The organism is Collimonas sp., assembly GCF_035566555.1.
Lineage (GTDB): Bacteria > Pseudomonadota > Gammaproteobacteria > Burkholderiales > Burkholderiaceae_D > Collimonas.
On the sequence record NZ_DATMRB010000184.1, the window covers coordinates 18,400 to 42,415 of the forward strand.

Consider the following 24,016-nt stretch of genomic DNA (forward strand, 5'->3'; position numbering starts at 1 on the left):
GATTGCTGTGGTGCACAACAACATTTTCAGTGCACACAGTGTCACAAGAATGGAATATCATGTCCACTCACAAATTCGTATGTGCCATAGCTGTTTGTTATAGCAGTCTCCAACGCTATCTCGGATGGTTTTTGTTGCAGCGCTTATACCTTAGCAGCGCCATGCACGCACGAGACCGCACTCTTGCACTGACATAACAATCATGATTCGTTTCCGCCAAATCGAAGCCTTTCGTTCGCTGATGATCTCCGGCACCAGCGTCTCGGCCGCCCGCCGCATGCACGTGACGCAGCCGGCAATCAGCCGGCTGATCGCCGATCTTGAAGCCGATCTCGGCTTTCGCCTGTTCAACCGCGCCAAGGGCCGGCTGGAGCCGACCAATGCCGGCGTGCGCTTCTACAAGGCGGTGGAGGAAAACTTCCTGGGCCTGGAACGCCTGATGCAGGTGGCAGGCAACATCCGCCACGAAGCGCCGGAAGGCTTGACCATCGCCTGCCTGCCGGTGCTGTCCACCACCCTGCTGCCGGAAGTGCTGCAACGCTTCTTCAAGCAGCATCCGGATGTCTCGGTCAAGATCGACAGCTGCACCGTGCCGGAAATCCTGGTCAGCCTGCAGGATCTCAAGGTCGACATGGCGCTCAGCCTGGCGTTTCCGCCGTTCGCCGGCATCGAAGTCGAACCGATCATGGAAGCCACCGTGCTGTGCGCTATGCTGGCGACCCATCCGCTGGCGCAAAAGGAGATCGTCCTGCCGGAAGACCTGGATGGCGAAAACGTCATCGGCTGGATGCCCAACAGCGCGCAATCCTACGACCGCGAACTGTCGACCCTGAAAGCCGCCGCCATCCGCCCCAACTACACGATCCAGACGCACACCTCGCATACCCGCTACGCGATGGTGGCCAACGGTTTCGGCGTCGCCATCGTGGAACCGTTCGCGGCCAAGATCTGGCGCCCGCACGGCGTCGTCACGCGACCGTTCAAGGCCGACATCACTTACAAGTATGTGCTGGCCTACCCCAGCGGCGGCATCCGCTCCGAGCTCGCTCACGATTTGCGCGAAGCCGCGCTGCACGTGGCGAAAAACTATTCCTTCGGCCTGTAACGGGCAAGCGCATCGCCGTCCGCTTGATTGACATCGTAGGGTGGGCAGGTTTTTTTGCCCACGGGTAGAATCTCCTTTCGCGTGGGCACGGCTGCCCACCCTACCCGACTGCAAAAAAAGGAAAACGCATGGACACGCCTGCAAGACTGATCCGGCATTTAAGCGCTTATCTTGAAGAACTGGAGCAGCTCATCGCGGCAGGCGGCCTGAACGCGGCGGCCGGCGCCGCCAGCTTGCCCGCCGAAGCGCTCAACATAAAGAATTACCTGCAGACGCTGAACGCGCTGCCCGAGCGTCACCGCCTGACTGCCGACCATATCCGCCACGGCCTGGGGCTGGAAGCCCATCCGGAAGGCGGCTTCTATCGCGAATTCGTCCGCAACCAGGCATACACCGTGATTTTCTACCTGCTGCCGGAACAGGCGATTTCCAGCTGGCACAGCCTGCAAGACACCAAAGAGAAATTCAGGCTGATTTCGGGCGGCTCGCTGGTGATTCCCAAGATTAGCGCCGACGGCATCTGGAAATCGGCAGAAGCGGTGACTGACGACAACGACGTCGTCATAGAAAAAAATGCGGCCGGATTCGGCGATTGGTTCGGCGCCTATCCGAATGGAGAATATGGACTGGTGACCTGCGAATGCAGAGGGCCGTTCGAATTCGCCAGATTCAAGATCGCCGGCCAGGAAGACTTAAGCGCGTTCCGACGCCTCAACCCGGAGCATGCGCAGCTCATCGACAGGCTCGCACCCAAGAACGGTTAAAGAACATCCACCCGGCCGATCGGCGCAATCCGATCAAGTCTGCGGCAAGACAATAGTCGCCACCAGACCGCCGTCCGGGTGATTGCGCAATAGCAGTTCGCCGCCGTGCGCCTGCACGATATTGCGTGCGATCCCCAATCCCAGCCCCATGCCGCCGGCATTCTGGTCGCGTCCGTGCTCCAGCCGCGTGTAGGGATCGAACAGGCTGAGCAAGGCTTCTTCCGGCACCCCGGGGCCATGGTCGCGAATCTGGATCTGGATGTTCGCACCCGCTTCATTGATCAGGCTGGCGACCGAGACTTCCACCTTGCGGCCGTAATGCAGGGCGTTGTCGAACAGGTTGCCGATGGCGCGCTTGAGCGCCAGCGGCTTGGCCATCACCGTCAGCCCGGATTCGCTGAACGCCACCTCGTGCCCAGCCATGCGGGCGTCGCGGATCATGCGCAAGATCAGGGCATCGAGCCGCACTTCGGTGCGGTTCTCATGGATATCGCTGTCCTTGACTGACTGCAAGGCGCCCTTGACCATCATGTCGAGCTCGTCCAGGTCCTCATGGAATTCGCTACGTAATTCTTCATCGTCCAGCAGTTCGGTGCGCAGCTTGAGGCGCGTGATCGGGGTCCGCAAATCGTGCGAGATCGAAACGAACAGCCGTTCGCGATCATCCAGGTAACGCTTGATGCGCTCGCGCATGGCGCGGAAAGCGCGCGCGGTCTTGACGAATTCGCGGCTGCCGGTTTCCGGCAGTTCCGGCGGCGCCTCGCCCTTGCCGAAGGCGTCGGCGGCATCCGACAGCGCCGCCAGCGGCCGCGTGGTCCAGCGCACCACCAGGATCGACAGCAGCAGCACAGTGGCCAGCGATACCCCCTGCAGCAGCAGGCGTTCAGCCGACAAGGGATTATCGGTATCAAGGAAATACGGATTCGGCATCAGTGCGGCCAGATACAGCCAGTTGCCGGGCTCCAGCTCGGTCTGGATCACCAGCACCGGCGCCGGATTCGGCTTGATCAGCAAGGTATGCTGGACCCAGCTGTCCGGCAGGTCCGCCACCTTCAGGCCGTCGCTGGAGACTATCAGGTCGTCGGGCCAGGCAAACGCCAGGCGGAAGCCAGGCAGGAACGGCAGATCGGTTTTCAGGGTCGCGCCGATTTCACCCAGCGCCATGTCGGCGAGCGGATTGTCGGCGATCTTGTGGATGCTGACCGGACCGTCGTTGGTGTTGACGAAGAAGCGCGTACCGCCCATTTCGCGCAGCTGCTGGATCAGGATCGGCCGGTAGTTGGCAGGCAGGCTCATGAAAAACCTGATCGCGCTGGCTGCGCTGTGGGCCAGGTGCTGGGAAGCGGTCCTGGTCTCGACTTCGGCCTTGCTGCGCAGTTGCGCCGACCAGATCAGGCCGCCGGCCAGCTGCGTCACCAGCACGCCGAACACCATCACCACCGACAGCCGGCCCAGCAGCGTATGCGGCAACAGCCAGGACAGCAGCCGGTTGTAGCCGGCCGACCAGCTTGCTCTCGACATGGCGTCAGCTGTGCGTGGCTGCGACGTCGGCCGAGAACACGTAGCCGACGCCGCGCACGGTCTTGATCAGATGCGGATCCTTGCCGCCGTCATTGAGGCGCAGGCGCAGCTTGCTGATCTGCACGTCGAGCGAGCGGTCCAGCGGGCCGACATCGCGGCCGCGGGTTTCCTCGCACAGCACGCCGCGATCGAGCACGTCGCCAGGATGCTCGACAAAATACTTCAGCAACTGGTAATCGAGGCCGGTCAGCGCCACCAGCTGGCCGTCAGGATCGCTCAGGGTGCGTTCCACCGTATCCAGGGTGAAGCCGACAAAGCGGTAATAGCGCGGCGCCGACGTGCTGTCGATGCCGCTGCGGCGGTGGATGGCCTTGATGCGCGCCAGCAGCTCGCGCGGGCTGTATGGCTTGGCGATATAGTCGTCTGCACCCAGCTCCAGGCCGACCACGCGGTCGGTTTCATCGGAACTGGCGGTGAGCATGATGATCGGCACGTTCGACTTGCGGCGCACCGTCTTGCACAAGGCGAAGCCGTCGGTATCCGGCAGCATCACGTCCAGAATCACCAGCGACAGTTCTTCCGAATAACGCTGGAACTCGGCCAGGAAAGCTTCGCCGTTATGCGCCAGGCGCACTTCGTACTGGTTCTTTTCCAGGTAGGCTTTCAGCAGCGTCCGGGTTTTCTGGTCGTCGTCGACGATGAGTATCTTGCGCATTATTCCAATTTTCCTGTTTTCGTCACGGTCCGCGCAATGCTGGCGAGCTTGCGCTGGACGTCGCTCTCGGACATCTTGTCGTCGATGAAGTAACGATGCACTTCGGCGACGATGGCATCCTTCGCGGTTTCATCCGCGGCCATGCGGTGCACCAGGCTCGGCGCCTGATAGGCGCTGCCCTTGCTGAACGCGGCCCACGAGGCGCGCGCGCAGCTGTCCATTTTCGACAGATCCGGCGAACGCCACACCGAGATCGCGCCCTTGAGCTGATTGTATGCGGTTTGCACCGGCAGCGACATGATGATCTGCGCCAGCTTTTCTTGCGCCGGCTGGTGCGAATAGTCGCCGGCGAACATGGCCAGGGTATCGACACTATACAGGTGGTAGTCGGCGGTGCCCGGCACTGTGCTGCAGGCAAAGTCCTGATCGGTGTTCAGGCCCCAGGCCAGCAGCTCGCCCTTGGCCCAGTCGCCCATGACGAACATGGCGGCCTCGCCGTTAGCCAGCTGGCGCGTCATTTCAGGCCACGGCCGTTCCCGCAGCGGCGTCGGCATCCACTCCTTGAGCGCGCGCAAGCGTTTCAGGGCATGCGTCATGCGCTGGTCGCCAAAGGCCAGCGGATTGAGATCGACGAACAGCGAGCGGTAATAGGCGGGGCCGCTTTCCGCCAGCACCAGCGTTTCAAACAAAGTGGCGACCTGCCAGGCTTCGCTGCTTTGCGCCAGCGGCGTGATGCCGGCTTGCCTGAGCTTGTCGGCCACGCGATTGAAGTCGGCCCAGGTCTTGGGCGGCGCCAGGTTCAGGCGCTCGAAGATCTTCTTGTTATAGAACAGATTGTTAATCCGATGAATCCCGAGCGGCGCCGCCACCACATGGCCGCGATTGAGCACCAGCGACCAGACGGTGGGGAACAGCAGTTTTTGCCAGTTGCCGGGGGTGGCGACGTCGTCCAGCTCCAGCAGCAGGCCAAGATCGGCCCATTCGCCGAATACGATGCCGTTGAGCTGGGTCGCTTCCGGCGCCTTGCCGGCCAACACCATGCTCTTCAGCACCTTGCTGGCGCCCAGACCGGCGCCGCCAGGAATGGCGGCATCGCGCCACTGGATATTTTCTTCCGCCAGCTTGCCTGCGATGACATCAACCGCCTTGCGCTCGCCGGCCGAGGTCCACCAGTGCAGCACTTGCAAAGAAGCCGGCGGCTGGTTGAGGCCGGCTGCGGGCGCCAGGCTGGCGGCGCCTGCCGCAGCGCTTGCAGCGCTCAACAGGTAGCTAAACGCCAGCAGCGCTATCCGGTTGCAATATGCTGTCAACCACCTTCCCCCGTTATCCGTGCCTTGCCCCGAGCGCCGTTCCGGCAGCCGCTTATCAATCATGTGTGCCTTGTTGATATTTTTATGAACTATAAACACTAGCCTGGTCTCCCCACAACGCGTGTGACTATAGCGCAAGTCCCGCGCCAACGTTAGCGCTGTTCTCGTTTTGTAAAGAAACGTAAGTTTTCGTAAAGTTATCTTTTAAAACGGCATCGCCTTAACGCAAGTATTCTGGATAGTTGCCGCATGAAAGCATAAAATTTCAATGGGCAGCGTGTAAAGATATGTAATCGCCAAAACCTGCATATTTTACCTTTCATCAATAAAATCAATAGCTTATGAAAATCATGTAGCCATTTGAGGCGAAAGATGGCGGCACAATTTTTATGGTGCTAATGTCTGTTCGCGGCGGTTTGCTCTGTATAGAGAGCCGCAAAATCCAATCCGATAAAAATCCAAGAGGAGACTTAGATGCAAACGGTCAACCGAATTCGCACTATCCGCAACGCCGTACTGATCGCCCTGGCGACCTTCGGCACGGCACAAGCCGGCACACTGACCATCGAAAGCTGGCGCGTCGACGACAAGACCCTGTGGGAAACCGTGCTGATCCCGGCTTTCCAGAAAAAGAATCCTGGCATCGAAGTCAAATTTGCGCCTACCGCGCCGACCGAATACGACTCCAGCCTGTCCGCGCGGCTGGCCGGCGGCACTGCAGGCGACCTGATCGCCTGCCGTCCGTTCGACGTCTCGCTGTCCCTGTACAAGAAGGGCAACCTGGAAAAGCTGGACGGCAAGCCAGGCATGGAACACTTCCCTGCGTCCGCCAAGACCGCCTGGCAGACCGATGACGGCAAAGACACTTTCTGTATGCCGATCGCTTCCGTGATCCACGGCTTCCTGTACAACCAGAAGATCTTCAAAGACCTGAACCTGCAACCGCCTAAGACCGAAGCTGAATTCTTCAAGGTGCTCGACACCATCAAGAGCAACGGCAAGTACGCGCCGCTGGCGCTGGGCACCAACGACCAGTGGGAATCCAGCCAGATCATCTTTACCGGCCTGGGTCCTAACTACTGGAAGGGCGAAGAAGGCCGCAAGGCGCTGATCGCCGGCAAGGAAAAATTCACCGATCCTAACTTCGTCAACGCTTTCGAATACGAAGCCCGGCTCGGCAAATACCTGAACAAGGGCGCCAGCTCGCAAACCTACGGCGACAGCCAGAACCAGTTTGCCCTGGGCAAGGCTGCGATCTATCCTGCCGGCTCCTGGGATATCGCTTACTTCAACGACAATTCCAAGATCTCGATGGGCGCCTTCCCGCCGCCAGTGCCTAAGGCCGGCGACAAGTGCTATATCTCGGACCACAACGATATCGGCATGGGCGTCAACAAGAAATCCAAGAACAAGGAAGATGCTTACAAGTTCCTGGCCTGGCTCGGTTCGCAAGAATTTGCTGACATCTACACCAACAAGGTTACCGGCTTCTTCTCGCTGTCGGATCACCTGATCTCGGTCAAGGATCCGGTCGCCAAGCAGATGATCGACTGGCGCAAGTCCTGCTCCTCGACCATCCGCCTGAATTCGCAGATCCTGAACCGCGGCGAGCCAAGCATGGAAAACCAGCTGTGGAACGTCAACGCGCAAGTGTTGAACGGCAAGCTGGCGCCTAAGGATGCTGCAGCACAGGTGCAGGCCGGTTTCGCCAAGTGGTACAAGCCGCAGCAATAATCGTCAATTGCATTAATGCTATCGTCTGGTAAAGGATGGGAGGTTAAGATAGTCCCATCCTTTGCCGACAAGCCAGCTAGCGTAGCGCTTCGCCAGAAACACTACTCAAGAAGTACTACACTAGCATCCAAGGCTTGCCAGCAGCGGGCTGTAACAGCTGAATCGAGAGCGAAGGGCGCGTATCCGGCGCGCAGGGCAAGGCGCACAGGGAGCAATAGCGAGACTATTGCGAGCATGTGCAACGCCGCCATGCGCGTCGGATACGTGACAGGCGCTCTTGATTCAGCTGTTACAGCCCGCTAGAGGCCGGCCCGTGAAGAACGGCATCTGCATACAAGAATAAGCCGCCATCACGTTCGTATTTCAGAGTTCGCTCAGCCGGCCGGAGTCGTCTTTACGATCTCCCCCGTAAGATTGCTGCGCCTGCGAGTGAACTTGCATTCAAAGAAAACCAGAATGAATCTTCAAAAAAAGACCTTCCCCTGGCACATCGTGGTGTTCCTGGCGCCAGCGGTCATCATCTATTCCATGTTCAGCGCCCTGCCTTTGCTGGATACCCTGCGCCTCGGCTTCTACACCAGCAACGATGCCGGCGTCCACAGCTTCGTCGGCCTTGCCAATTACCATACCATCCTGTTCGATTCGGACTGGTCCAAGGCGTTCTGGAACGCCATGCTGAACAACCTGAAATTCTTCGCCATCCACATGCTGCTGCAAAATCCGATCGGCTTGCTGCTGGCCACCCTGTTCAGCCTCAAAGGGCTGCGTGGCGCGCGCACTTACCGTACTCTGATTTTCCTGCCTACCCTGCTGTCGGTGGTGATCATCGGCTTTATCTGGCAACTGATCCTGTCGCCCTTGTGGGGCGTCGGCGAAGGCTTGATGCAGCATATCGGCCTGGGCGACTATTTTGCACCGTGGCTGGGCCAGGAAAGCACTGCGCTGCTGACGCTCGGCCTGGTCTCGGTCTGGCAATACGTCGGCATTCCGATGATGCTGATCTATGCGGCGCTGCTGGCGGTGCCGGAAGAGGTGCTGGAAGCCGCCTATGCCGAAGGCGCCAGCTCGTTCCGCATCTTCTGGCAAATCAAGCTGCCGCTGATCCTGCCGACCCTGGGCCTGGTCACCATCCTGACCTTCGTCGCCAACTTCAATGCCTTCGACCTGATCTACTCGGTCAAGGGTGCACTGGCCGGACCAAATTACACCACCGATATCCTGGGTACTTTCTTCTACCGTACCTTCTTCGGCTACCAGGCGCAGATCGGCAGCCCGACCATGGGCGCGGCGGTCGCCACCCTGATGTTCCTGGTGATACTGCTCGGTGTCGCCACCTATTTCTACTTCGTGCAGCGCAAGCTGACACGATACGAACTGTAACGAGGACTTATCATGACATCCATCTCCTCGCTCTCTTCCGCCGCGACCTCGGCGCCGGCGCCAGCGCCTGTGCCACTACTTGCGCGCAGCCGCTTTGCCAACCTGGGCCGCATCTGGGTCCACGTGGTGCTGTGCGCCTATGCCGTGATCGCGCTGTTCCCGATTGCCCTGATCCTGATCAACTCGGTCAAGTCGCGCGACGCCATCTTCGACAACCCGCTGGCGTTCCCGACGCCGGATTCGTTCTCGCTGATCGGCTTTGAAAAGGTGCTGCACAACACCAACTTCATGCTTTATTTCGGCAACAGCCTGGTGGTCACGCTCGGCTCGTTGATCCTGATTGTGCTGTTCGGCGCCATGGCCGGCTGGGCGCTGTCGGAATACAAGTTCCGCGGCAACCGCCTGATGGCCCTCTACCTGGCGCTCGGCATCATGATCCCGATCCGCCTCGGCACCGTCTCCATCCTGCAGCTGGTGGTCAGCCTCGGCCTGATCAACACCCGCAGCGCGCTGATCCTGGTCTACACCGCTCAGGGCCTGCCGCTGGCGGTGATGATCCTGTCCGAATTCATCCGCCAGATCCCCAAGGAGCTGAAGGATGCGGCGCGCTGCGACGGCGTCGGCGAATTCAAGATCTTCTTTCAGATCATCTTGCCGCTGATCCGCCCGGCCATCGCCACGGTCGCGGTATTCACCATGATCCCGGCCTGGAATGACCTGTGGTTCCCGCTGATCCTGGCGCCTTCGGATGAAACCAAGACCGTGACGCTCGGCGTGCAGCAGTTCATCGGCCAGTATGTGACTGACTGGAATTCGGTGCTGGCAGCGCTCTCGCTGGCCGTGATCCCGATCCTGATCATGTACGTCATCTTCTCCCGGCAACTGATACGCGGCCTGACTTCCGGCGCGGTCAAGTAATAGACAAAGCAGACAAAGCAGAAACGAGACCTCCAATGGCAAATGTAAGCGTCAAGCAACTCACAAAATCGTATGACGGCAAGCAGAACGTGCTGGCCGATCTCAACCTGGAAATCAAGGACGGCGAATTCGTCGTGCTGGTCGGCCCTTCCGGCTGCGGCAAGTCGACCCTGCTGCGCATGCTGTGCGGCCTGGAATCGATCACCAGCGGCGAACTGTCGATCGGCGACCGCGTGGTCAACCACCTGCCGCCGGCCGAACGCGGCATCGCCATGGTGTTCCAGAGCTACGCCCTGTATCCGCACATGACGGTCTACAAGAACATGGCTTTCGGCCTGAAGATCGCCGGCGCCGACAAGGCCGCCATCGACCAGCGCATCCGCCACGCCGCCGGCATCCTGAAAATCGACCATCTGCTGGAGCGCCTGCCGCGCGAGCTGTCGGGCGGCCAGCGCCAACGCGTCGCCATCGGCCGCGCCATCGTGCGCAAGCCGAAACTGTTCCTGTTCGACGAACCGCTGTCCAACCTGGATGCCGCCCTGCGGGTGCAGACCCGGCTGGAAATCGCCAAGCTGCACAAGCAGCTGGAAGCCACCATCGTCTACGTCACCCACGACCAGGTCGAGGCCATGACCCTGGGCGACAAGATCGTGGTGATGAACGACGGCTTCATCCAGCAGGCCGGCTCGCCGCTGGAACTGTACCAGCGTCCGAAAAACCTGTTTGTCGCCACCTTCATCGGCTCGCCGAAGATGAACCTGTTCAATGGCGCCGTCAGCGCGGTGGAAGCCGACTGCCTGCGCATCAGGCTTGCCAACGGCCAGGAAATCCGCGCCGAGGTTGCAGCCGGCACGGCCAAGGCGGGCGATGCGGTGACCGTCGGCCTGCGTCCTGAACATATCCTGGAAAACGCGCATAGTGGTGAAGTATTCAGCGGCAAGGTCAACATCGTCGAGCACCTGGGCGAAGCGAATTTCATCTATGTCACCCTGCAGGACGGCCAGGACTTGCTGGTGCGCGGCGACGGCAACAATCCGGTGCATATCGGCGATAGCGTTACCTTGTCGGCGCCGAGCAGCGCCTTCCACGTGTTCGACGCTGCGGGCCTGGCCCTGGAAAGATTGAAACCTGGAAACATGATTTCTTCCAAACAGTAAGACCTGAACCTGCGAAATAGATACACTATGCGCCTTCAAAAAGGTGTGGGAGTTGAGTTGAAAACAGCATTCGAATATCTGATCGGTGTCGACGGCGGCGGCACCAAGACCGTGGTCCGGGTGGAACGCCCGGACGGCAGCCATGTGGCCGACGGCAGCAGCGGACCGTCAGCCCTGATGCATGGCACCAGCAAATCCTGGTGCGCCATCGTCACGGCGCTGGATAACGCCTTCCTGGCGGCCGGCATCGCGCGCCCGCCGTATGCGGCGATTGCCGCCGGCTGCGGCTTGTCGGGAGTCAACAACCCGCAGTGGGCGAACCAGTTCACCGAACAGAATCCTGGCTTCGGCGCGCTGGCCATCGGCACCGACGCTTTCACCACCCTGCTCGGCGCCCACCTAGGCCAGCCCGGCGTGGTGGTGGCGATCGGCACCGGCAGCGTCGGCGAAGTCTTGCTGGCCGACGGCAGCCGCCTTGAAGTCGGCGGCTGGGGCTTCCAGACCGGCGACGAAGCCAGCGGCGGCTGGATCGGCCTGCGCGCCGCCAACCACGTCGAGCGGGCGCTGGACGGCCGCGCCGCCGCCGGCCCATTAGCGCGGGCCATCGTCCGTTTCTGCGGCGGCGCCGACGACTTCAGCAACAGCCAGAACCGGGAACGGGTGATCGCCTGGGTCAACAGCGCCAATCAGAGCATTTTCGCCCAGCTGGCGCCGCTGGTGGTGACCCACGCCGCCGAGGATGCGGCGGCGCAGACCATCTTGCGCAAGGCCGGCATCGAAATCGACCAGATCGCGCTGGCGCTGGACCCCTCGCAACAGCTGCCGATCGCCCTCTGCGGCGGCCTCGCTGCTCCGCTGCAGGCCTATCTGCCGGAGCCCTTGAAATCGCGCGCGATCACGCCGCGCGCCGGCGCCGCAGCCGGCGCACTGCTGCTGCTGCGCCGTCAACTCGCCACCGCCGCCGAAACTGCAGGAGAACAAGCATGAACACCAGCAGCAATTTGACACAACTGCATGGCAATGTCCTGACCACCGAGGGCTGGGTCGCCGGCAGCATCGGCTTCAGCGACATGATCACCGAAATCAGCGGCGAGGCGCTGGAACAGCCGCCGGAACAAGGCGACTACATCCTGCCCGGCTTTATCGACCTGCACGTACATGGCGGCGGCGGCAAGGACATCATGGAAGCCGGCGATGCCGTCCATGTAGTCTCGCGCCTGCACGCCCAGCACGGCACCACCAGCATGCTGGCCACCACCATGACGGCGCCGCCGGAAGAGCTGGAAGCGGCGCTGGGTGCGATCGGCAAGGCCTGCCGCGGCCGCCGCGCCGGCAGCGCGCGCGTGCTGGGGGCGCATCTGGAAGGCCCCTACATCAATCCGGGCAAGCTCGGCGCCCAGCCTGATTTCGCGATTGCCGCCACGGTCGAACAGATCGACTGGCTGCGCAGTTTCGCTCCTTTGAAACTGATCACCATCGCACCGGAAATCAACGGCCACATGGCGCTGGTGAAGACCTTGTCGAAACTGGGCATGCGGGTGCAGATCGGCCATACCCTGGGTACTTACGAAGACGGCGTCGCCGCCCTGAAAAACGGCGCGGCCGGCTTCACCCACCTGTTCAACGCCATGAGCTCCTTCCATCACCGGCAGCCGGGCATGGCCGGCGCGGCCCTGGCGCATGCCGAATACGCCGAGCTGATCCCGGACCTGCTGCACGTCCATCCAGGCGCGATCAAGACCGCGCTGCGGGCGATTCCGCGCCTGTTCTGCGTCACCGATTCGACCGCGGCTTCCGGCATGCCGGACGGCGACTACATGCTGGGCCGCCAGGTGGTGCACAAATGCCTGGGCGGCGTACGGCTGGACAACGGCACCCTGGCCGGCAGCACGCTGACCATGGACCAGGCGCTGCGCAACCTGGTGTCGCTGGGACTGGAAATCGCCGAGGCTTCGCTACGGGTCTCCACCTATCCGGCCGACTATCTCGGCATGCAAGAACGCGGACGCCTGAAAGCAGGCTGTTTCGCAGATATTCTGGTGCTCGACCGCGAGCTCAAACTCAAAGCAGTCTATGTAGAAGGAGAAAGAATTGACCTCGTTGATGCTTAAAGAAGCCCGCTCGGCGGCAGAACATGTCGCCTTGCAGCTCGGCCAGGACCGCGAGCGCTATGCCGAACTCGGCCAGCGTCTGCGCGCGGCGCCGCCGTCCAGCATCCTGACCGTGGCGCGCGGCAGCTCAGACCACGCCGCCAATTATTGCGCCTATCTGATCATGGCACGCCTGGGCCGCATCGTCGCTTCGCTGCCGCTGTCGCTGGTGACGCTCAACAAGGCGCCGCTGATGGCCCGCGACGCGCTCGCCATCGCGATTTCGCAATCGGGCCAGAGCCCGGACGTGATCGAACCTATCCGTTATTTCCGCGACAGCGGCGCCACTACGGTGGCGCTGGTGAACGACATCGCCTCGCCGCTGGCCAACACTGCCGAATGGGCGCTGCCGCTGCATGCCGGCGCGGAACTGAGCGTGGCCGCTACCAAGAGTTTCATCACCAGCCTGGTGGCCGCCGCCCGCCTCACCGCCCACTGGCAGGACGATGCCGCCTTCCTGGCCGCCATCGAAGCCCTGCCGCAAGCCTTGAACGCCGCCACCCAGCTCGACTGGAGCCCGGCCATCGAGGTGCTGGCGCCCTCTTCCCGCATCATGGTGGTCGGCCGCGGCATCAGCTTGCCGCTGGCGCTGGAGTCGGCATTGAAGTTCAAGGAAACCTCGGCGATCCAGGCAGAAGCCTTCAGCGGCGCCGAAATCAAGCATGGTCCAATGGCGCTGATCGACGAAGGCTATCCCTTGCTGATCTTCGCCACCCGCGGACCGACCCAGGCCGGCTTGCTCAAGCTGGCCGACGAAATGCGCGGCCGCGGCGCCAAGGTGCTGCTGGCCGCCCCGGACGACGTGGCAGCGCGCGACCTGACCTTGCCGGTTGCCGCCACCCCTGACCTCGATCCGATCGTGGCGATCCAGGCTTTCTATGTGATGGCAGCGCAGCTGTCGGTAGCGCGCGGCATGGATCCGGATCAGCCGCGGCATTTGAGTAAAGTGACGAAGACGCAGTAAATCTTCTTGTGCCCGGTTTTCGTCGCGACTGATACACGTAGCTAACTGGGGTCGGAGTGAACTTTCTGCGCGCTTTTTGCAGAAACTTCACTCCGACCCCACTTAGCGGGCTACGGAGTACATGCCGCGGCGCCAGAAAAAAACCGGACAACGCGCTCTATCTCTCTCCGAATCCGTCATGTGGGGTCAGAGTCGAGTTTCGCGATAAAGCGCCGCGAAAGTCGACTCTGACCCCAGATGACTCCGCCCCTTAAAACACGTGCCGCATCCCCATCCGCAGCAATCCCTGTGCGCTGTTACTCGACGGTGCAAACGAAGTACCGATGACACTATCTACCCCGCGCGACGCGCACCGATAATCCGCTGACACATACAGATCGCTACGCTTGGATAGATGGTAATCCAGTCCCAGCGACAACTGATTCGCCTTGGTCCCTTCGAAATGCATGCGCTGGTAACCCACCGTGCCATCCAGCGCTGCGCTGATATGGTAGCGGCCGCCGACTTCCAGCAGGCGCAGATCCGATGCGCGGCCATAGCCGCGGAATTCGATATCTGCAAAATTCGCCATGGCAGTCAATTTCCCTATGTCATAAGCGGCGCCGACGGCAAAGATCTTCTGGCTGTCGATCGCCATGTTCTTGAACGGCAGGCGTTCGCCGCTGCCGGCATCGATGGCAAAAGTCGGCTGCCCGAGAAATTGCGCCAGGCCCAGGCTTGGATACGGACTGATCGCCTGCGTGCCGCGCGGCGTGTTCAGGCGCATGTAGGCAACGCCGGCGGAAAGCGGTCCGCGGGCATAGTGGGCGCCCAGATTCCAGGCCGTGCCGCTGCCGGCGCCTTCGCTATCATTCTCGTCCGGATGGGCGCTCTTGTCGGCAAATGAATACAGTGCGCCAAAAGTCAGTCCGTCGAAATCGGCGCTGGCTAACTTGACCGAGCGCTGGATGGCGTTGCCGGCGATGCGGTCGAAATTACCCTGGTGCGAAGCGTAGCCGCTGGCAGTGGCGCTGATGTTGAAGGGGGTGACATAATCGTTGATCAGATCGTATTGGGTGCCAATGGTCAGCTGCCCGTAACGGTTGCTCAGGCCAAGCAGCGCCACGCGGTCGAACATCGTCCCCGGCGAAGACAAGGAGCCATCGTCCAGGTTGAAGCTGCTTTCCAGCTGGAACACGGCGCTCAGGCCGCCGCCCAGGTCTTCCACCCCCTTGACGCCCCAGCGGTTCGGTTCCATCACGCCGGTGTCCAGCTTGGTGTTGCCATGCCCGCCTTCATTGTTGACGAAGGTGACGCCGGCATCCAGCACGCCGTAGAACACCACAGAACTTGGCGCAGCGGCCTTCTTTTCAGTTGCGGGAAGTTCGGCCTGGGCCTGGATTGCAGGGGAAAACGCCAAGGCGCAGCTGCCGCCGATAATGCTCAATAAGACTCTCATAGTGTATTCCGATAATTTATTCCACAGTTTTCAGATGCCGCAAGCCGGCCGCCGGTGGTATCGCGGCCGGCAGCGACTTGCAGTTTGAACAGGTGTTAATGCAGGTTCAGAACCATTGCCCGTAACGACGGATGTAGATGGTCTTCACGGTCTGCGCCAGGATCATGTAGCCGACCATGGTGGCGAGCAGCCAGTAGAAATACGATTTATCCAGCGCGACAAAACCGATCGATTGCGCCAGCGGTGAGAACGGCAGGTAACAGCCGATGCCGATGGCGATGGCGGTCGACAGCAATACCGGCAGCGCCGCCGTGCTTTGGATGAACGGAATCTTGCGGGTGCGCAGCATGTGCACCACCAGCGTCTGCGACACCAGGCCTTCGATGAACCAGCCGGAATTCATGATGCTCTGGCCTGCGCTGCCGCCATCCGCCGCATACATGGCGCCGGCGCCGAACACGGTCCACATCAGGATGTAAGTAGTGATATCGAACACCGACGAAGTCGGGCCGATCCAGATCATGAAGCGGCGGATATTGCCGGCATCCCATTTGCGCGGCTTCTTGAGGAAATCCTCGTCCATCTTGTCCCATGGCAGCATCATCTGCGAGATGTCATAGATCAGGTTCTGGATCAGCAGGTGCACCGCCAGCATCGGTTCCCACGGCAGCCAGGCCGAAGCCACCAGCACCGAGAACACATTGCCGAAATTGGAGCTGGCCGTCATGTTCAGGTACTTGAGGATATTGCCGAAGGTCTCACGGCCCTTGACCACGCCTTCTTCCAGCACCATCAGACTCTTTTCCAGCAAGATGATGTCAGCGGTTTCCTTGGCGATATCGGCGCCGCTGTCGACCGAGATGCCGACGTCGGCGTCGCGCAAGGCCGGCGCATCGTTGATGCCATCGCCGAGGAAGCCGACCGTGTGACCGTTGGCCTGCAGCGCCTTGACCACCCGCGATTTCTGCAGCGGCGTCAGCTTGGCAAACACGGTGGTGTATTTGACCGCCTCGTTGAGCTGTTGCTCGGACATCGCTTCGATTTCCTGGCCGGCCAGCGGCGTGCCCGGATCGAGGCCGACATCGTGGCACACCTTGAGCGTGACGATAGCGTTATCGCCAGTCAGCACCTTGACCGCGACGCCATATTCCTGCAGAGCACGAATGGCCGGCGCCGCCGAATCCTTGGGTGGATCGAAGAAAGTCAGGAAGCCGCGCACCACCAGCTGCGCTTCATCTTCGGTCTTGTACTGTGCCTTGGCGTGGGCAGGATCGATCTGGCGCGTGGCGACGATCAATACCCGATAACCCTCTTCATTGTATTCGCGCGCCTTTTCCAGCAGCGCTCTGCGAGCCCTGGCATCCAGCGCCTGCACCTCGTCACCCTGCCGGGTATGGCTGCATACCGCCAGCATTTCCTCCACGGCGCCTTTCGACACCATCAGCTGCGCGCCGTCCTGGTCTTCGACGATCACCGACAGGCGGCGGCGCACGAAGTCGAAAGGCATCTCGTCGATCTTGCTGTACTGCAGAAGCTTGGCAGCCGCGCCGCGCTGGTCGGCATGGCTGACGATGGCGATATCCATCAGGTTCTTTTGCCCGCTCTGGTGAAAACTGTTCAGCCAGGCCAGCTGCAAGATGCTTTCATCCTTGTTGCCGCTGATGTCGAGATGCCGCTCCAGGATGATCTTGTCCTGCGTCAGGGTGCCGGTCTTGTCGGTGCACAGCACGTCCATGGCGCCGAAGTTCTGCACCGAGTTGAGGCGTTTCACCACCACCTTGCGGCGCGCCATCGCCATCGCGCCCTTGGCCAGGTTGGCCGAGACGATCATCGGCAGCATTTCCGGCGTCAGGCCGACCGCCACCGCCAGCGCAAAAGTCAGCGCCGACATCCAGTCGCCCTTGGTGACGCCATTGATCATGAAGACAATCGGCACCATCACCAGCATGAAGCGGATCAGCAGCCAGGAAACGCTGCTGACGCCGCGGTCGAAACTGGTTTCGATGCGCTTGTGGCTGACCACGTTCTTGGCCAACGAACCGAAATAGGTATTGGCGCCGGTTGCCACCACCACCGCGGTGGCGGTGCCGCTGACCACGTTGGTCCCCATGAAGCAGATATCGGACAGGTCGAGCAAGTCGGCCTGGCTGTCGGCCGCGGGATTGACGTCAGCGGACTTCTGCGCAACCGCGCCCAGCGTGTCGTATTTCTCGACCGGCAGCGCTTCACCGGTCAGCACCGCCTGGCTGATGAACAGGTCGCGCGAAGAAAACAGGCGGATATCGGCCGGGATCATGTCGCCGGCCTGCAGGCTGACGATGTCGCCCACCACCAGTTCGCGCATGGGAATTTCCTGGCGCTGTGGATTGGCGGCGTCGTTGCTGCGGCGCAGGACCGTGGCGGTGGTGCGCACCATGGATTTCAGCCGTTCGGCCGCCTTGTTCGAGCGGTATTCCTGGAAGAAGCGCAGCAGGCTGCTGATGGTGACCATGGTCAGCAGGATGATCACGCCCTTCCAGCTGCGCTCGTCCGGCTCGGCTAGGTAGACATCGAGAATATAGCTGATGGTAGCCAGTATCAGCAGCACGATCACGAAGGGATTCTTGAAAGACAAGGCCAGCTGCACCAGGGCGTGCGGCGCCTTGTCGTGCGCTACCTCGTTGGGGCCGGAGCGCTGTAGGCGTTCGGCGGCGTCATGGTTAAACAGGCCGAAAGGCGAGGTTTTGGTACGGTTGAAGGTGGCTTGAATCGGCTTGCCGGATTCTTCGACGACGCGCATCGAGATCTTTTGTTCCGGCGCAGCGGATCCGGCAATGAACCCTTTTTGCTTTTGCTTGGGCTTGCCCGCTTTGTTCTTGCTTGTCTGATTCATGTGATTTTCCTGTGCCGTGCGGACGGCACGGGAAAATCCTGTCTTTATTCAGACAACACTATCCCCTGCCGCGCCACGGCTAAACGTGTTCGGTTGGTAGTAAAACTGGGACGAAGGTCGCCCGCTGTGGCTATCGTGCTGACTATCCAAGCGGGCGGCCTATCGCCACCTTCGCTATCGTCTTCCATGCGTGTCCTTGCAATGACTGGGGTTGAACGGATGCTTCGGCAACGAAGCAGGAGTTGATTGTTACTGCGGCATGAAGATGGGCGCCACGTGCGCCTGCGGCCTGCTGTGCGCCGCCAGCGGCGACAACAGGTTCAGCAGGATGACAGCCACGCCAGCGCTGCGAGCAGTGCCAGCAGCACTGCATTTCTTGCGCTTAAAAAGTGCTGATGCATGCTTGCTCCTTAGCGGCCGCTGCCGCCTGTCAGCGTGCCGTACACGCCGCAGCTCTGCGCCGGCTGGCGGGATTTTTCGGAGCGCGTATTACCGGCATGGCGGGCGAGGCTGGCGGCCTGAGAAGAAGTCCAGCCGAAAGTCCAGCCCCTGGACGATGTTTCTGCGACGCTGTTTTTTTGCGCGTTGATGAATGATTTGACAGTCATGATTAGCCTCGACAGACGTGTTTGCATAGCGGCTCTGCGGATGCAGAGTCCTGGATCCGGCATTCGGCAGCAGCAAGGACGTGATCGGTCAGCGCCGGCAAATCACATGGGCGGGCGCAAAAAATCTCGTCACTGCATGGCAGAAACGGCGGAACAAACGGATTAAATGACTGGATGGGGATTTAAAGTGCGGTCTTGCTGATCGCATCTACAACTCGGCGTACGCAGAGTCGTAGCGGAGGGAGGTCTGCTACTGCTATGCGTGCTGTGCCGGGCTGATCGCCCATCCACTTCGACTATTAGAACCTGAGTCCACAATGGACCTCCATATAATGCAATGACCGAAGTTTATCGATGAAAGAACGACCGTGTCAAGCACAAATCCGGCTATTTTCAAAAACCTGCAATTGCCTGAAACATGGCTCCGGCTGTGGCAATCCAGCCCATCGCACTGAAAATCCGGGAGTCGGATAAACTGTGCTGACGTCTTCCATTCCTGAAACCATCATGCAAAATATCCAAGCCGTAGAACTCGCCAAAGCCTATCGCCTGCTGAACCACGGCCCCACCACCATCGTCACCAGCGCCCATGGCGGCGTCAGCAATGTGATGGCGGCGGCGTGGGCGATGCCGCTGGATTTCGACCCGCCGAAAGTGTTGCTGGTGATTGACAAGAGCACGCTGACACGCGAGCTGGTGGAAGCGTCCGGCGAATTCGCGCTGAACGTTCCTACCCGGGCGCAGGCCGAACAGACGCTGGCGGTAGGCTCCAGTTCAGGGCGCGACGGCAACAAGTTCGCGGCCCTGGACATCGCCACATTTCCAGCGCAGAAAATCGGCGCGCCGCTGATGTCCGGCTGCCTGGCATGGCTGGAATGCAAGGTCATCCCGGAGCCGCACAATCAGCAACGCTACGATCTGTTCATTGCCGAGGTGGTAGCCGCCCGGGCCGATGTCGCGGCATTTTCGGAAGGCCGCTGGCACTTCCCCAGCGCGGACCAGCATTCAGTGCATTACCTTTCCGGCGGCGCCTTCTTCGCCACCGGTGACGCGTTCAACGTGAAGCTGAAGCCGTAACGACGATTCAGTTCAGGAGAAACCTGCACACGCTTAGCCGCGACCGATAAACGGCATGTTAGTCGCCATCACCGTCATGAACTGAACATTCGCATCCAGCGGCAGGCTAGCCATGTAGAGCACCGCATTGGCGACATTTTCCACCGCCATGGTCGGCTCCACCGCCACCTGGCCATTAGCTTGCAGGATGCCCTGTTCCATGCGCTCCGTCATGTCGGTGGCGGCATTGCCGATATCGATCTGGCCGCAGGCGATATTATATTTGCGGCCATCCAGCGAAGTCGACTTGGTCAGGCCCGTGATCGCATGCTTGGTGGCGGTGTAAGCCACCGAATTCGGCCGCGGCACGTGCGCGGCGATCGAACCGTTGTTGATGATGCGGCCGCCGCCCGGCGTCTGCGCCTTCATGATCTTGAACGCTTCCTGCGTGCACAGGAAGGCGCCGGTGAGATTGACGTCGACCGATGCCTTCCACTGAGCGAAATCGACCTCTTCCAGCGAGGCCGATCTGGTGAAGATGCCGGCATTGTTGAACAGCAGGTCGAGGCGGCCGTACTGCGCGCTGATCCTGGCGAACAGCGCCTTGACCGATGCCGGATCGCTGACATCCGTCGATACCGGCAAGGCATGTGCCGCCAGCGCTCCGGCAGCCGCCATGGTCTCCTCCAGCGCCGCAAGGCGCCGCCCGGCCAACACGACACTGTAATCGTTGCGCAGCAAGGCCAAGGCAATGTGCTTGCCAATACCTGAACCGGCGCCGGTGACCAATGCGACTTTCTTGCTGACTGCCATTTCCATGCTCCTGGGTGGTTATTTTCCTTATTCTAACGATGTTTCGCTTCAAGTCTGTCGTTCACCCCGACATCGCTCGCAAACTTGTAATAATCAAATGCGACTTTGATCGTTCACGCAGTGATTTTGTTTTGTTAATCTGCCCTGCATGGCGCGTGATTTTTTTCAACGGCCAGATCAACGGGAACACTTACCAGGGACTAAAACAATATGAAATCAACTGCCATTTTATTCGCCGGCCTGACGCTGCTGTCTGGCCTGGCCCATGCCGACAAACTGGACGACATCAAGAAGGCCGGCGTGCTGCGCGTGGCCACCTTCGACGGCAATCCGCCATTCGGCTTTGTCGACCAGAAGACCAATAAAATCATCGGCTTGGATGTCGATTACGCCAATGCCGTCGCTAAAAAACTCGGCGTCAAGGTCGAGCTGGTGCCGACCAATCCGGCCAACCGGATCCCTCTGCTGACTTCGGGTAAGGTCGACCTGGTGTTCGCCAACTTCACCATCAATCCCGAGCGCGCCCAGGTGATCGATTTCAGCATTCCCTATTTCGCTTCCGGCCAGCAGTTCCTGAGCAAGAAAGGCGTGCTGAAAACGGCTTCCCAGATTCCACAACTGCGCATCGGCACCGATAAAGGCACCACCATGGAAACCACTCTGCGCGAAAAATATCCGGCTGCCAAAGTGGTGCTGTACGACGATACGCCGTTTGCCCTGGCTGCCCTGCGCAACGGCAACGTGCAGGCAATCACCCAGGATGGCTCCAAGCTGATTGCACTGCTGGCCAATATCCCGGACAAGGAAAAATATGAAATCCCGGCTTTCGCCATTTCCGAGGAATACGAAGGGGTCGGCGTGCCCAAGGGCGAGACCCGGCTGGTGAACACGCTCAACGATACGCTGCGCGAATTTGAAAAGGACGGCACTGCCCTCAAGATCTACGACAAATGGTTCGGCCCTGACAGCAAATCGCCGTTGCCGCGCTTGTTCAAGATCGGCGATACCAAGCTGAGCCAGAACTGATCTTTCTCCTGCGATTTTCTCCTGCTCTCTGTCTTGCACTGGCGATCCTTGCGGATTGCCGGTGTTTTTTTGTTCGTGACCGCTAACGGCCTGTGACTGGCTGTACCGTAAAAATGACTGAGTTTCAATCGTTGCTGGGGCAGGCGCTGGCCCCCAAATACCTGGGCTGGCTGGTGGACGGCTTATGGATGACGCTGCACGTTTCCGCCGTGGTCGCCCTGCTCTCCACCTTGCTCGGCATCGTGGTCGCCGCCGCGCGTTCCAGCCAGCGCCGGTGGCTGGCGCTGCCTGCCGCCGCTTTTCTTGCCGTGTTCCGCAATACGCCGCTGCTGGTGCAATTGTTTTTCTGGTACTTCGGCGTTTCCAGCCTGCTGCCGGAAGGTTCGGTAGAGTGGCTCAATGCCGTGCATACCCTGGCGCTCGGCAGTTACCTGACGCTGAACTGGCCATCCTTCGAACTGCTGTGCGCCGTGATTGGCCTGAGCCTGTATTCCGCCGCCTATGTCAGCGAAGAAATCCGCGCCGGCATGCGTGGCGTCGTCGCCGCCCAGCAACTGGCCGGCGCCGCGCTCGGCCTGACGCGCTGGCAGGTGCTGCGTTACGTGATCCTGCCGCAGGCGGTGCGGATTGCCTTGCCGCCGCTGCTGGGGCAGTACATGAACATCATCAAGAATACTTCGCTGACCATGGCGATCGGCCTGGCCGAGCTGTCCTATACCTCACGCCAGGTGGAAGCGCAGACCTTCAAGACTTTCCAGGCCTTCGGCGTGGCGACCCTGTTCTATATCGCGCTGATCGCTGTGCTGGAAATGCTCGGGCAGTTGCTGCAGCGGCGCCAGCGCCTGGCTGTGACTGGGAGCACGCGGCGATGAGCATGCAATTCAGCGTCTTGACGGACAACCTGCCTTATCTGTTGCGGGGCGCCTATCCAGACGGGCCACTGGGCGGCGCTGCCTTGACGGTATTGCTGAGCGTGGGCTCTGCGCTGGCGTCGGCAATACTGGGGCTGCTGCTGGGGATAGGATTGTCGATGTCGCGTGGCCTGCTGAACTTTCTGCTGGCGGCCTTGATCGGCTTCTTCCGGGCGATTCCGGTGCTGATGCTGATTTTCTGGACTTATTTCCTGCTGCCGATGGTGTTTCATGTGGATGTGCCGGGGGTGTTGTCGGTGATGTGTGCCTTGGCGCTGATCGGCGGCGCTTATCTGGCGCATTCGGTGCATGCGGGGATCAGCGGCATTGGCGCTGGCCAGTGGGATGCGGGACTGTCGCTGGGGATGACGCGGCTGGCGGTGTTGCGGCATGTGGTGCTGCCGCAGGCTTTGCAGATGATGCTGCCGTCCTTCGTTAATCAGTGGGTGACCTTGATCAAGGATAGTTCGCTGGCGTATATCGTCGGGGTCGGCGAGTTGTCGTTCGTGGCGACGCAGGTCAACAGCCGGGTGATGATTTATCCGGCGGAGATATTCATGTTCATCGGCTTGATTTATTTTCTGCTGTGTTCGGGGCTGGGGTGGTTTGCGCATTGGGTGGCGGGCTATTTCCGCCCGGCCCAGGATAAGCGCTTGCTTCAGGCCACCACTACGTGAGTAGTGGCCGCTTGCATTCCGGCCGGTTTTCTTCACCACGATGCCGACGTCGCGGCCTAGACGGTTCAGGCATTCCATCATCTTGGCTTCACGGACATCTCTGAATTTTCCAAGAAGTATCTCTGAGAGTTGGGGCTGAGGTATGTCCAGCAGGACGGCGGCGTTATGCCGCGTTAGTTTGCGACTCTTCAGAATTCTTGCGATCTCATGCATTAGCTTGGCTTTGATCAGCATTTCATTCGCGTCAGGGTAGCCGATATCGGCGTACGGATTGCCACTCCCTTCCTCAATCTCAACTCCGTTGATCGTGGCTTTGTTTTTCATTTCCAGTTCCTTGTCGGTTAGTTAATTAGGGTCGGAGTTTTTTTTTCGCGGCCTTTTGCGAAAATTACTCCGCCCCTAATTAACGGGCTACGGAGCGCATGCCGTGGCATTCTGTTCGCGGTTCACGGTTCACGGTTCACGGTTCACGGTTCGCGGTTCATGCGTAACTAAAACAGTTACTACTCCGTGGATGCTTGCCGGGAGCGGCCCGGCGGCCGCTCACTTTCTTTTGCTTCGCCAAAAGAAAGTAAGCAAAGAAAAGGCGACCGCACAGCCGTTGCCCGCCTTCGGCGGGTTCCCAAATGAGGCGGGCGCCAGTCGGATGGGACACAAACTCGCTTCGCTCAAACATGTGTCCCATAATTCCCGACTGACGCCCGCCTCATTTGGCAACGTCCGCATGCGGGGTACTTCAAAAGCAACCCCAACTTCAACAACAACAACAACAACAACAACAACAACAACAACAACAACAACTACAACTACAACTACAACTACAACTACAACTACAACTTCAAAAGCAACTACAACTTCAAAAACAACGACAAAACCCACAGACCGCCTTGGCGAGAT

The 24,016-nt window shown here is 60.3% G+C and carries 21 protein-coding genes and 1 pseudogene; 13 read left to right on the top strand and 9 right to left on the bottom strand.

The window, feature by feature from the left end; all coding sequences use genetic code 11:
- Positions 1 to 202 precede the first annotated feature (202 nt).
- Positions 203 to 1,105, top strand: a complete 903-nt coding sequence (locus VNZ65_RS23260; RefSeq protein WP_061941775.1) for a LysR substrate-binding domain-containing protein — start codon at positions 203 to 205, stop codon at positions 1,103 to 1,105.
- A 128-nt stretch (positions 1,106 to 1,233) separates the two neighbouring features.
- Positions 1,234 to 1,869: a cupin domain-containing protein gene (locus VNZ65_RS23265; protein WP_325673311.1), complete on the top strand. Its 636-nt coding sequence runs from the start codon at positions 1,234 to 1,236 to the stop codon at positions 1,867 to 1,869.
- A gap of 33 nt (positions 1,870 to 1,902) precedes the next feature.
- On the opposite strand, the gene VNZ65_RS23270 is transcribed toward VNZ65_RS23265, so the two are convergent.
- From VNZ65_RS23270 to VNZ65_RS23280, 3 genes are read right to left on the bottom strand one after another with little or no spacing between them, the layout of a single operon-like run.
- Positions 1,903 to 3,390 carry an ATP-binding protein gene (locus VNZ65_RS23270; RefSeq protein WP_325673313.1) on the bottom strand — a complete coding sequence of 496 codons (1,488 nt, stop codon included), beginning with the start codon at positions 3,388 to 3,390 and terminating at the stop codon, positions 1,903 to 1,905.
- Positions 3,391 to 3,394: 4 nt separating this feature from the next.
- A complete protein-coding gene (locus VNZ65_RS23275; protein WP_325673352.1) occupies positions 3,395 to 4,108 on the bottom strand; it encodes a response regulator transcription factor in 714 nt (237 codons plus the stop codon).
- Complete coding sequence (locus VNZ65_RS23280) at positions 4,105 to 5,415, bottom strand: ABC transporter substrate-binding protein (RefSeq protein ID WP_325673315.1); 1,311 nt, start codon at positions 5,413 to 5,415, stop codon at positions 4,105 to 4,107. Before VNZ65_RS23280 ends, VNZ65_RS23275 begins: the two co-directional genes overlap by 4 nt.
- A gap of 474 nt (positions 5,416 to 5,889) precedes the next feature.
- Between VNZ65_RS23280 and VNZ65_RS23285 the strand changes: the two genes are divergently transcribed.
- The 7 genes from VNZ65_RS23285 (at position 5,890) to VNZ65_RS23315 (ending at position 13,718) form a co-directional block, all read left to right on the top strand.
- Positions 5,890 to 7,149: an ABC transporter substrate-binding protein gene (locus tag VNZ65_RS23285; RefSeq protein WP_325673317.1), complete on the top strand. Its 1,260-nt coding sequence runs from the start codon at positions 5,890 to 5,892 to the stop codon at positions 7,147 to 7,149.
- Positions 7,150 to 7,605: 456 nt separating this feature from the next.
- Positions 7,606 to 8,529: a sugar ABC transporter permease gene (locus VNZ65_RS23290; RefSeq protein WP_325673319.1), complete on the top strand. Its 924-nt coding sequence runs from the start codon at positions 7,606 to 7,608 to the stop codon at positions 8,527 to 8,529.
- A 12-nt stretch (positions 8,530 to 8,541) separates the two neighbouring features.
- A complete protein-coding gene (locus VNZ65_RS23295) occupies positions 8,542 to 9,447 on the top strand; it encodes a carbohydrate ABC transporter permease (RefSeq protein WP_325673321.1) in 906 nt (301 codons plus the stop codon).
- Between the two features lie 35 nt (positions 9,448 to 9,482).
- Positions 9,483 to 10,604, top strand: coding sequence for a sn-glycerol-3-phosphate ABC transporter ATP-binding protein UgpC (locus tag VNZ65_RS23300; protein WP_325673323.1), 1,122 nt, complete (start codon positions 9,483 to 9,485; stop codon positions 10,602 to 10,604).
- A 57-nt stretch (positions 10,605 to 10,661) separates the two neighbouring features.
- A complete protein-coding gene (locus VNZ65_RS23305) occupies positions 10,662 to 11,591 on the top strand; it encodes a BadF/BadG/BcrA/BcrD ATPase family protein (protein ID WP_325673325.1) in 930 nt (309 codons plus the stop codon).
- Positions 11,588 to 12,715: an N-acetylglucosamine-6-phosphate deacetylase gene (gene nagA / locus VNZ65_RS23310; protein WP_325673327.1), complete on the top strand. Its 1,128-nt coding sequence runs from the start codon at positions 11,588 to 11,590 to the stop codon at positions 12,713 to 12,715. The genes VNZ65_RS23305 and nagA overlap by 4 nt, the downstream gene beginning before the upstream one ends.
- On the top strand, positions 12,708 to 13,718 hold the full coding sequence (locus VNZ65_RS23315) for an SIS domain-containing protein (RefSeq protein WP_325673354.1): 1,011 nt from the start codon (positions 12,708 to 12,710) through the stop codon (positions 13,716 to 13,718). The genes nagA and VNZ65_RS23315 overlap by 8 nt, the downstream gene beginning before the upstream one ends.
- A gap of 250 nt (positions 13,719 to 13,968) precedes the next feature.
- On the opposite strand, the gene VNZ65_RS23320 is transcribed toward VNZ65_RS23315, so the two are convergent.
- From VNZ65_RS23320 to VNZ65_RS23330, 3 genes are all read right to left on the bottom strand, one after another.
- Positions 13,969 to 15,156, bottom strand: a complete 1,188-nt coding sequence (locus VNZ65_RS23320; protein WP_325673329.1) for a porin — start codon at positions 15,154 to 15,156, stop codon at positions 13,969 to 13,971.
- Positions 15,157 to 15,262: 106 nt separating this feature from the next.
- A complete protein-coding gene (mgtA, locus tag VNZ65_RS23325) occupies positions 15,263 to 18,028 on the bottom strand; it encodes a magnesium-translocating P-type ATPase (protein WP_325673331.1) in 2,766 nt (921 codons plus the stop codon).
- 410 nt (positions 18,029 to 18,438) lie between these two features.
- A complete protein-coding gene (locus VNZ65_RS23330; RefSeq protein ID WP_325673333.1) occupies positions 18,439 to 18,636 on the bottom strand; it encodes a hypothetical protein in 198 nt (65 codons plus the stop codon).
- 507 nt (positions 18,637 to 19,143) lie between these two features.
- On the opposite strand from VNZ65_RS23330, the gene VNZ65_RS23335 reads away from it, so the two are divergent.
- On the top strand, positions 19,144 to 19,713 hold the full coding sequence (locus tag VNZ65_RS23335; protein ID WP_325673336.1) for a flavin reductase family protein: 570 nt from the start codon (positions 19,144 to 19,146) through the stop codon (positions 19,711 to 19,713).
- 33 nt (positions 19,714 to 19,746) lie between these two features.
- On the opposite strand, the gene VNZ65_RS23340 is transcribed toward VNZ65_RS23335, so the two are convergent.
- Entirely contained in the window at positions 19,747 to 20,505 is a 759-nt protein-coding gene (locus tag VNZ65_RS23340; protein ID WP_325673338.1) for an SDR family oxidoreductase, read from the bottom strand.
- Positions 20,506 to 20,715: 210 nt separating this feature from the next.
- Here VNZ65_RS23340 and VNZ65_RS23345 point away from each other — a divergent pair, with 210 nt between their 5' ends.
- From VNZ65_RS23345 to VNZ65_RS23355, 3 genes are all read left to right on the top strand, one after another.
- Entirely contained in the window at positions 20,716 to 21,531 is an 816-nt protein-coding gene (locus VNZ65_RS23345) for an ABC transporter substrate-binding protein (RefSeq protein WP_325673340.1), read from the top strand.
- A 113-nt stretch (positions 21,532 to 21,644) separates the two neighbouring features.
- Positions 21,645 to 22,403 carry an amino acid ABC transporter permease gene (locus VNZ65_RS23350; protein ID WP_414649206.1) on the top strand — a complete coding sequence of 253 codons (759 nt, stop codon included), beginning with the start codon at positions 21,645 to 21,647 and terminating at the stop codon, positions 22,401 to 22,403.
- Between the two features lie 2 nt (positions 22,404 to 22,405).
- The gene (locus tag VNZ65_RS23355) at positions 22,406 to 23,119 is read left to right on the top strand and encodes an amino acid ABC transporter permease (RefSeq protein WP_325673342.1); all 714 of its coding nucleotides are present in this window, start codon (positions 22,406 to 22,408) and stop codon (positions 23,117 to 23,119) included.
- Between the two features lie 90 nt (positions 23,120 to 23,209).
- On the opposite strand, the pseudogene VNZ65_RS23360 reads toward VNZ65_RS23355, so the two are convergent.
- Positions 23,210 to 23,443, bottom strand: a pseudogene (locus VNZ65_RS23360) (helix-turn-helix domain-containing protein); the annotation flags it as partial.
- 219 nt (positions 23,444 to 23,662) lie between these two features.
- Complete coding sequence (locus tag VNZ65_RS23365; protein WP_325673344.1) at positions 23,663 to 23,998, bottom strand: hypothetical protein; 336 nt, start codon at positions 23,996 to 23,998, stop codon at positions 23,663 to 23,665.
- Positions 23,999 to 24,016 lie beyond the last annotated feature (18 nt).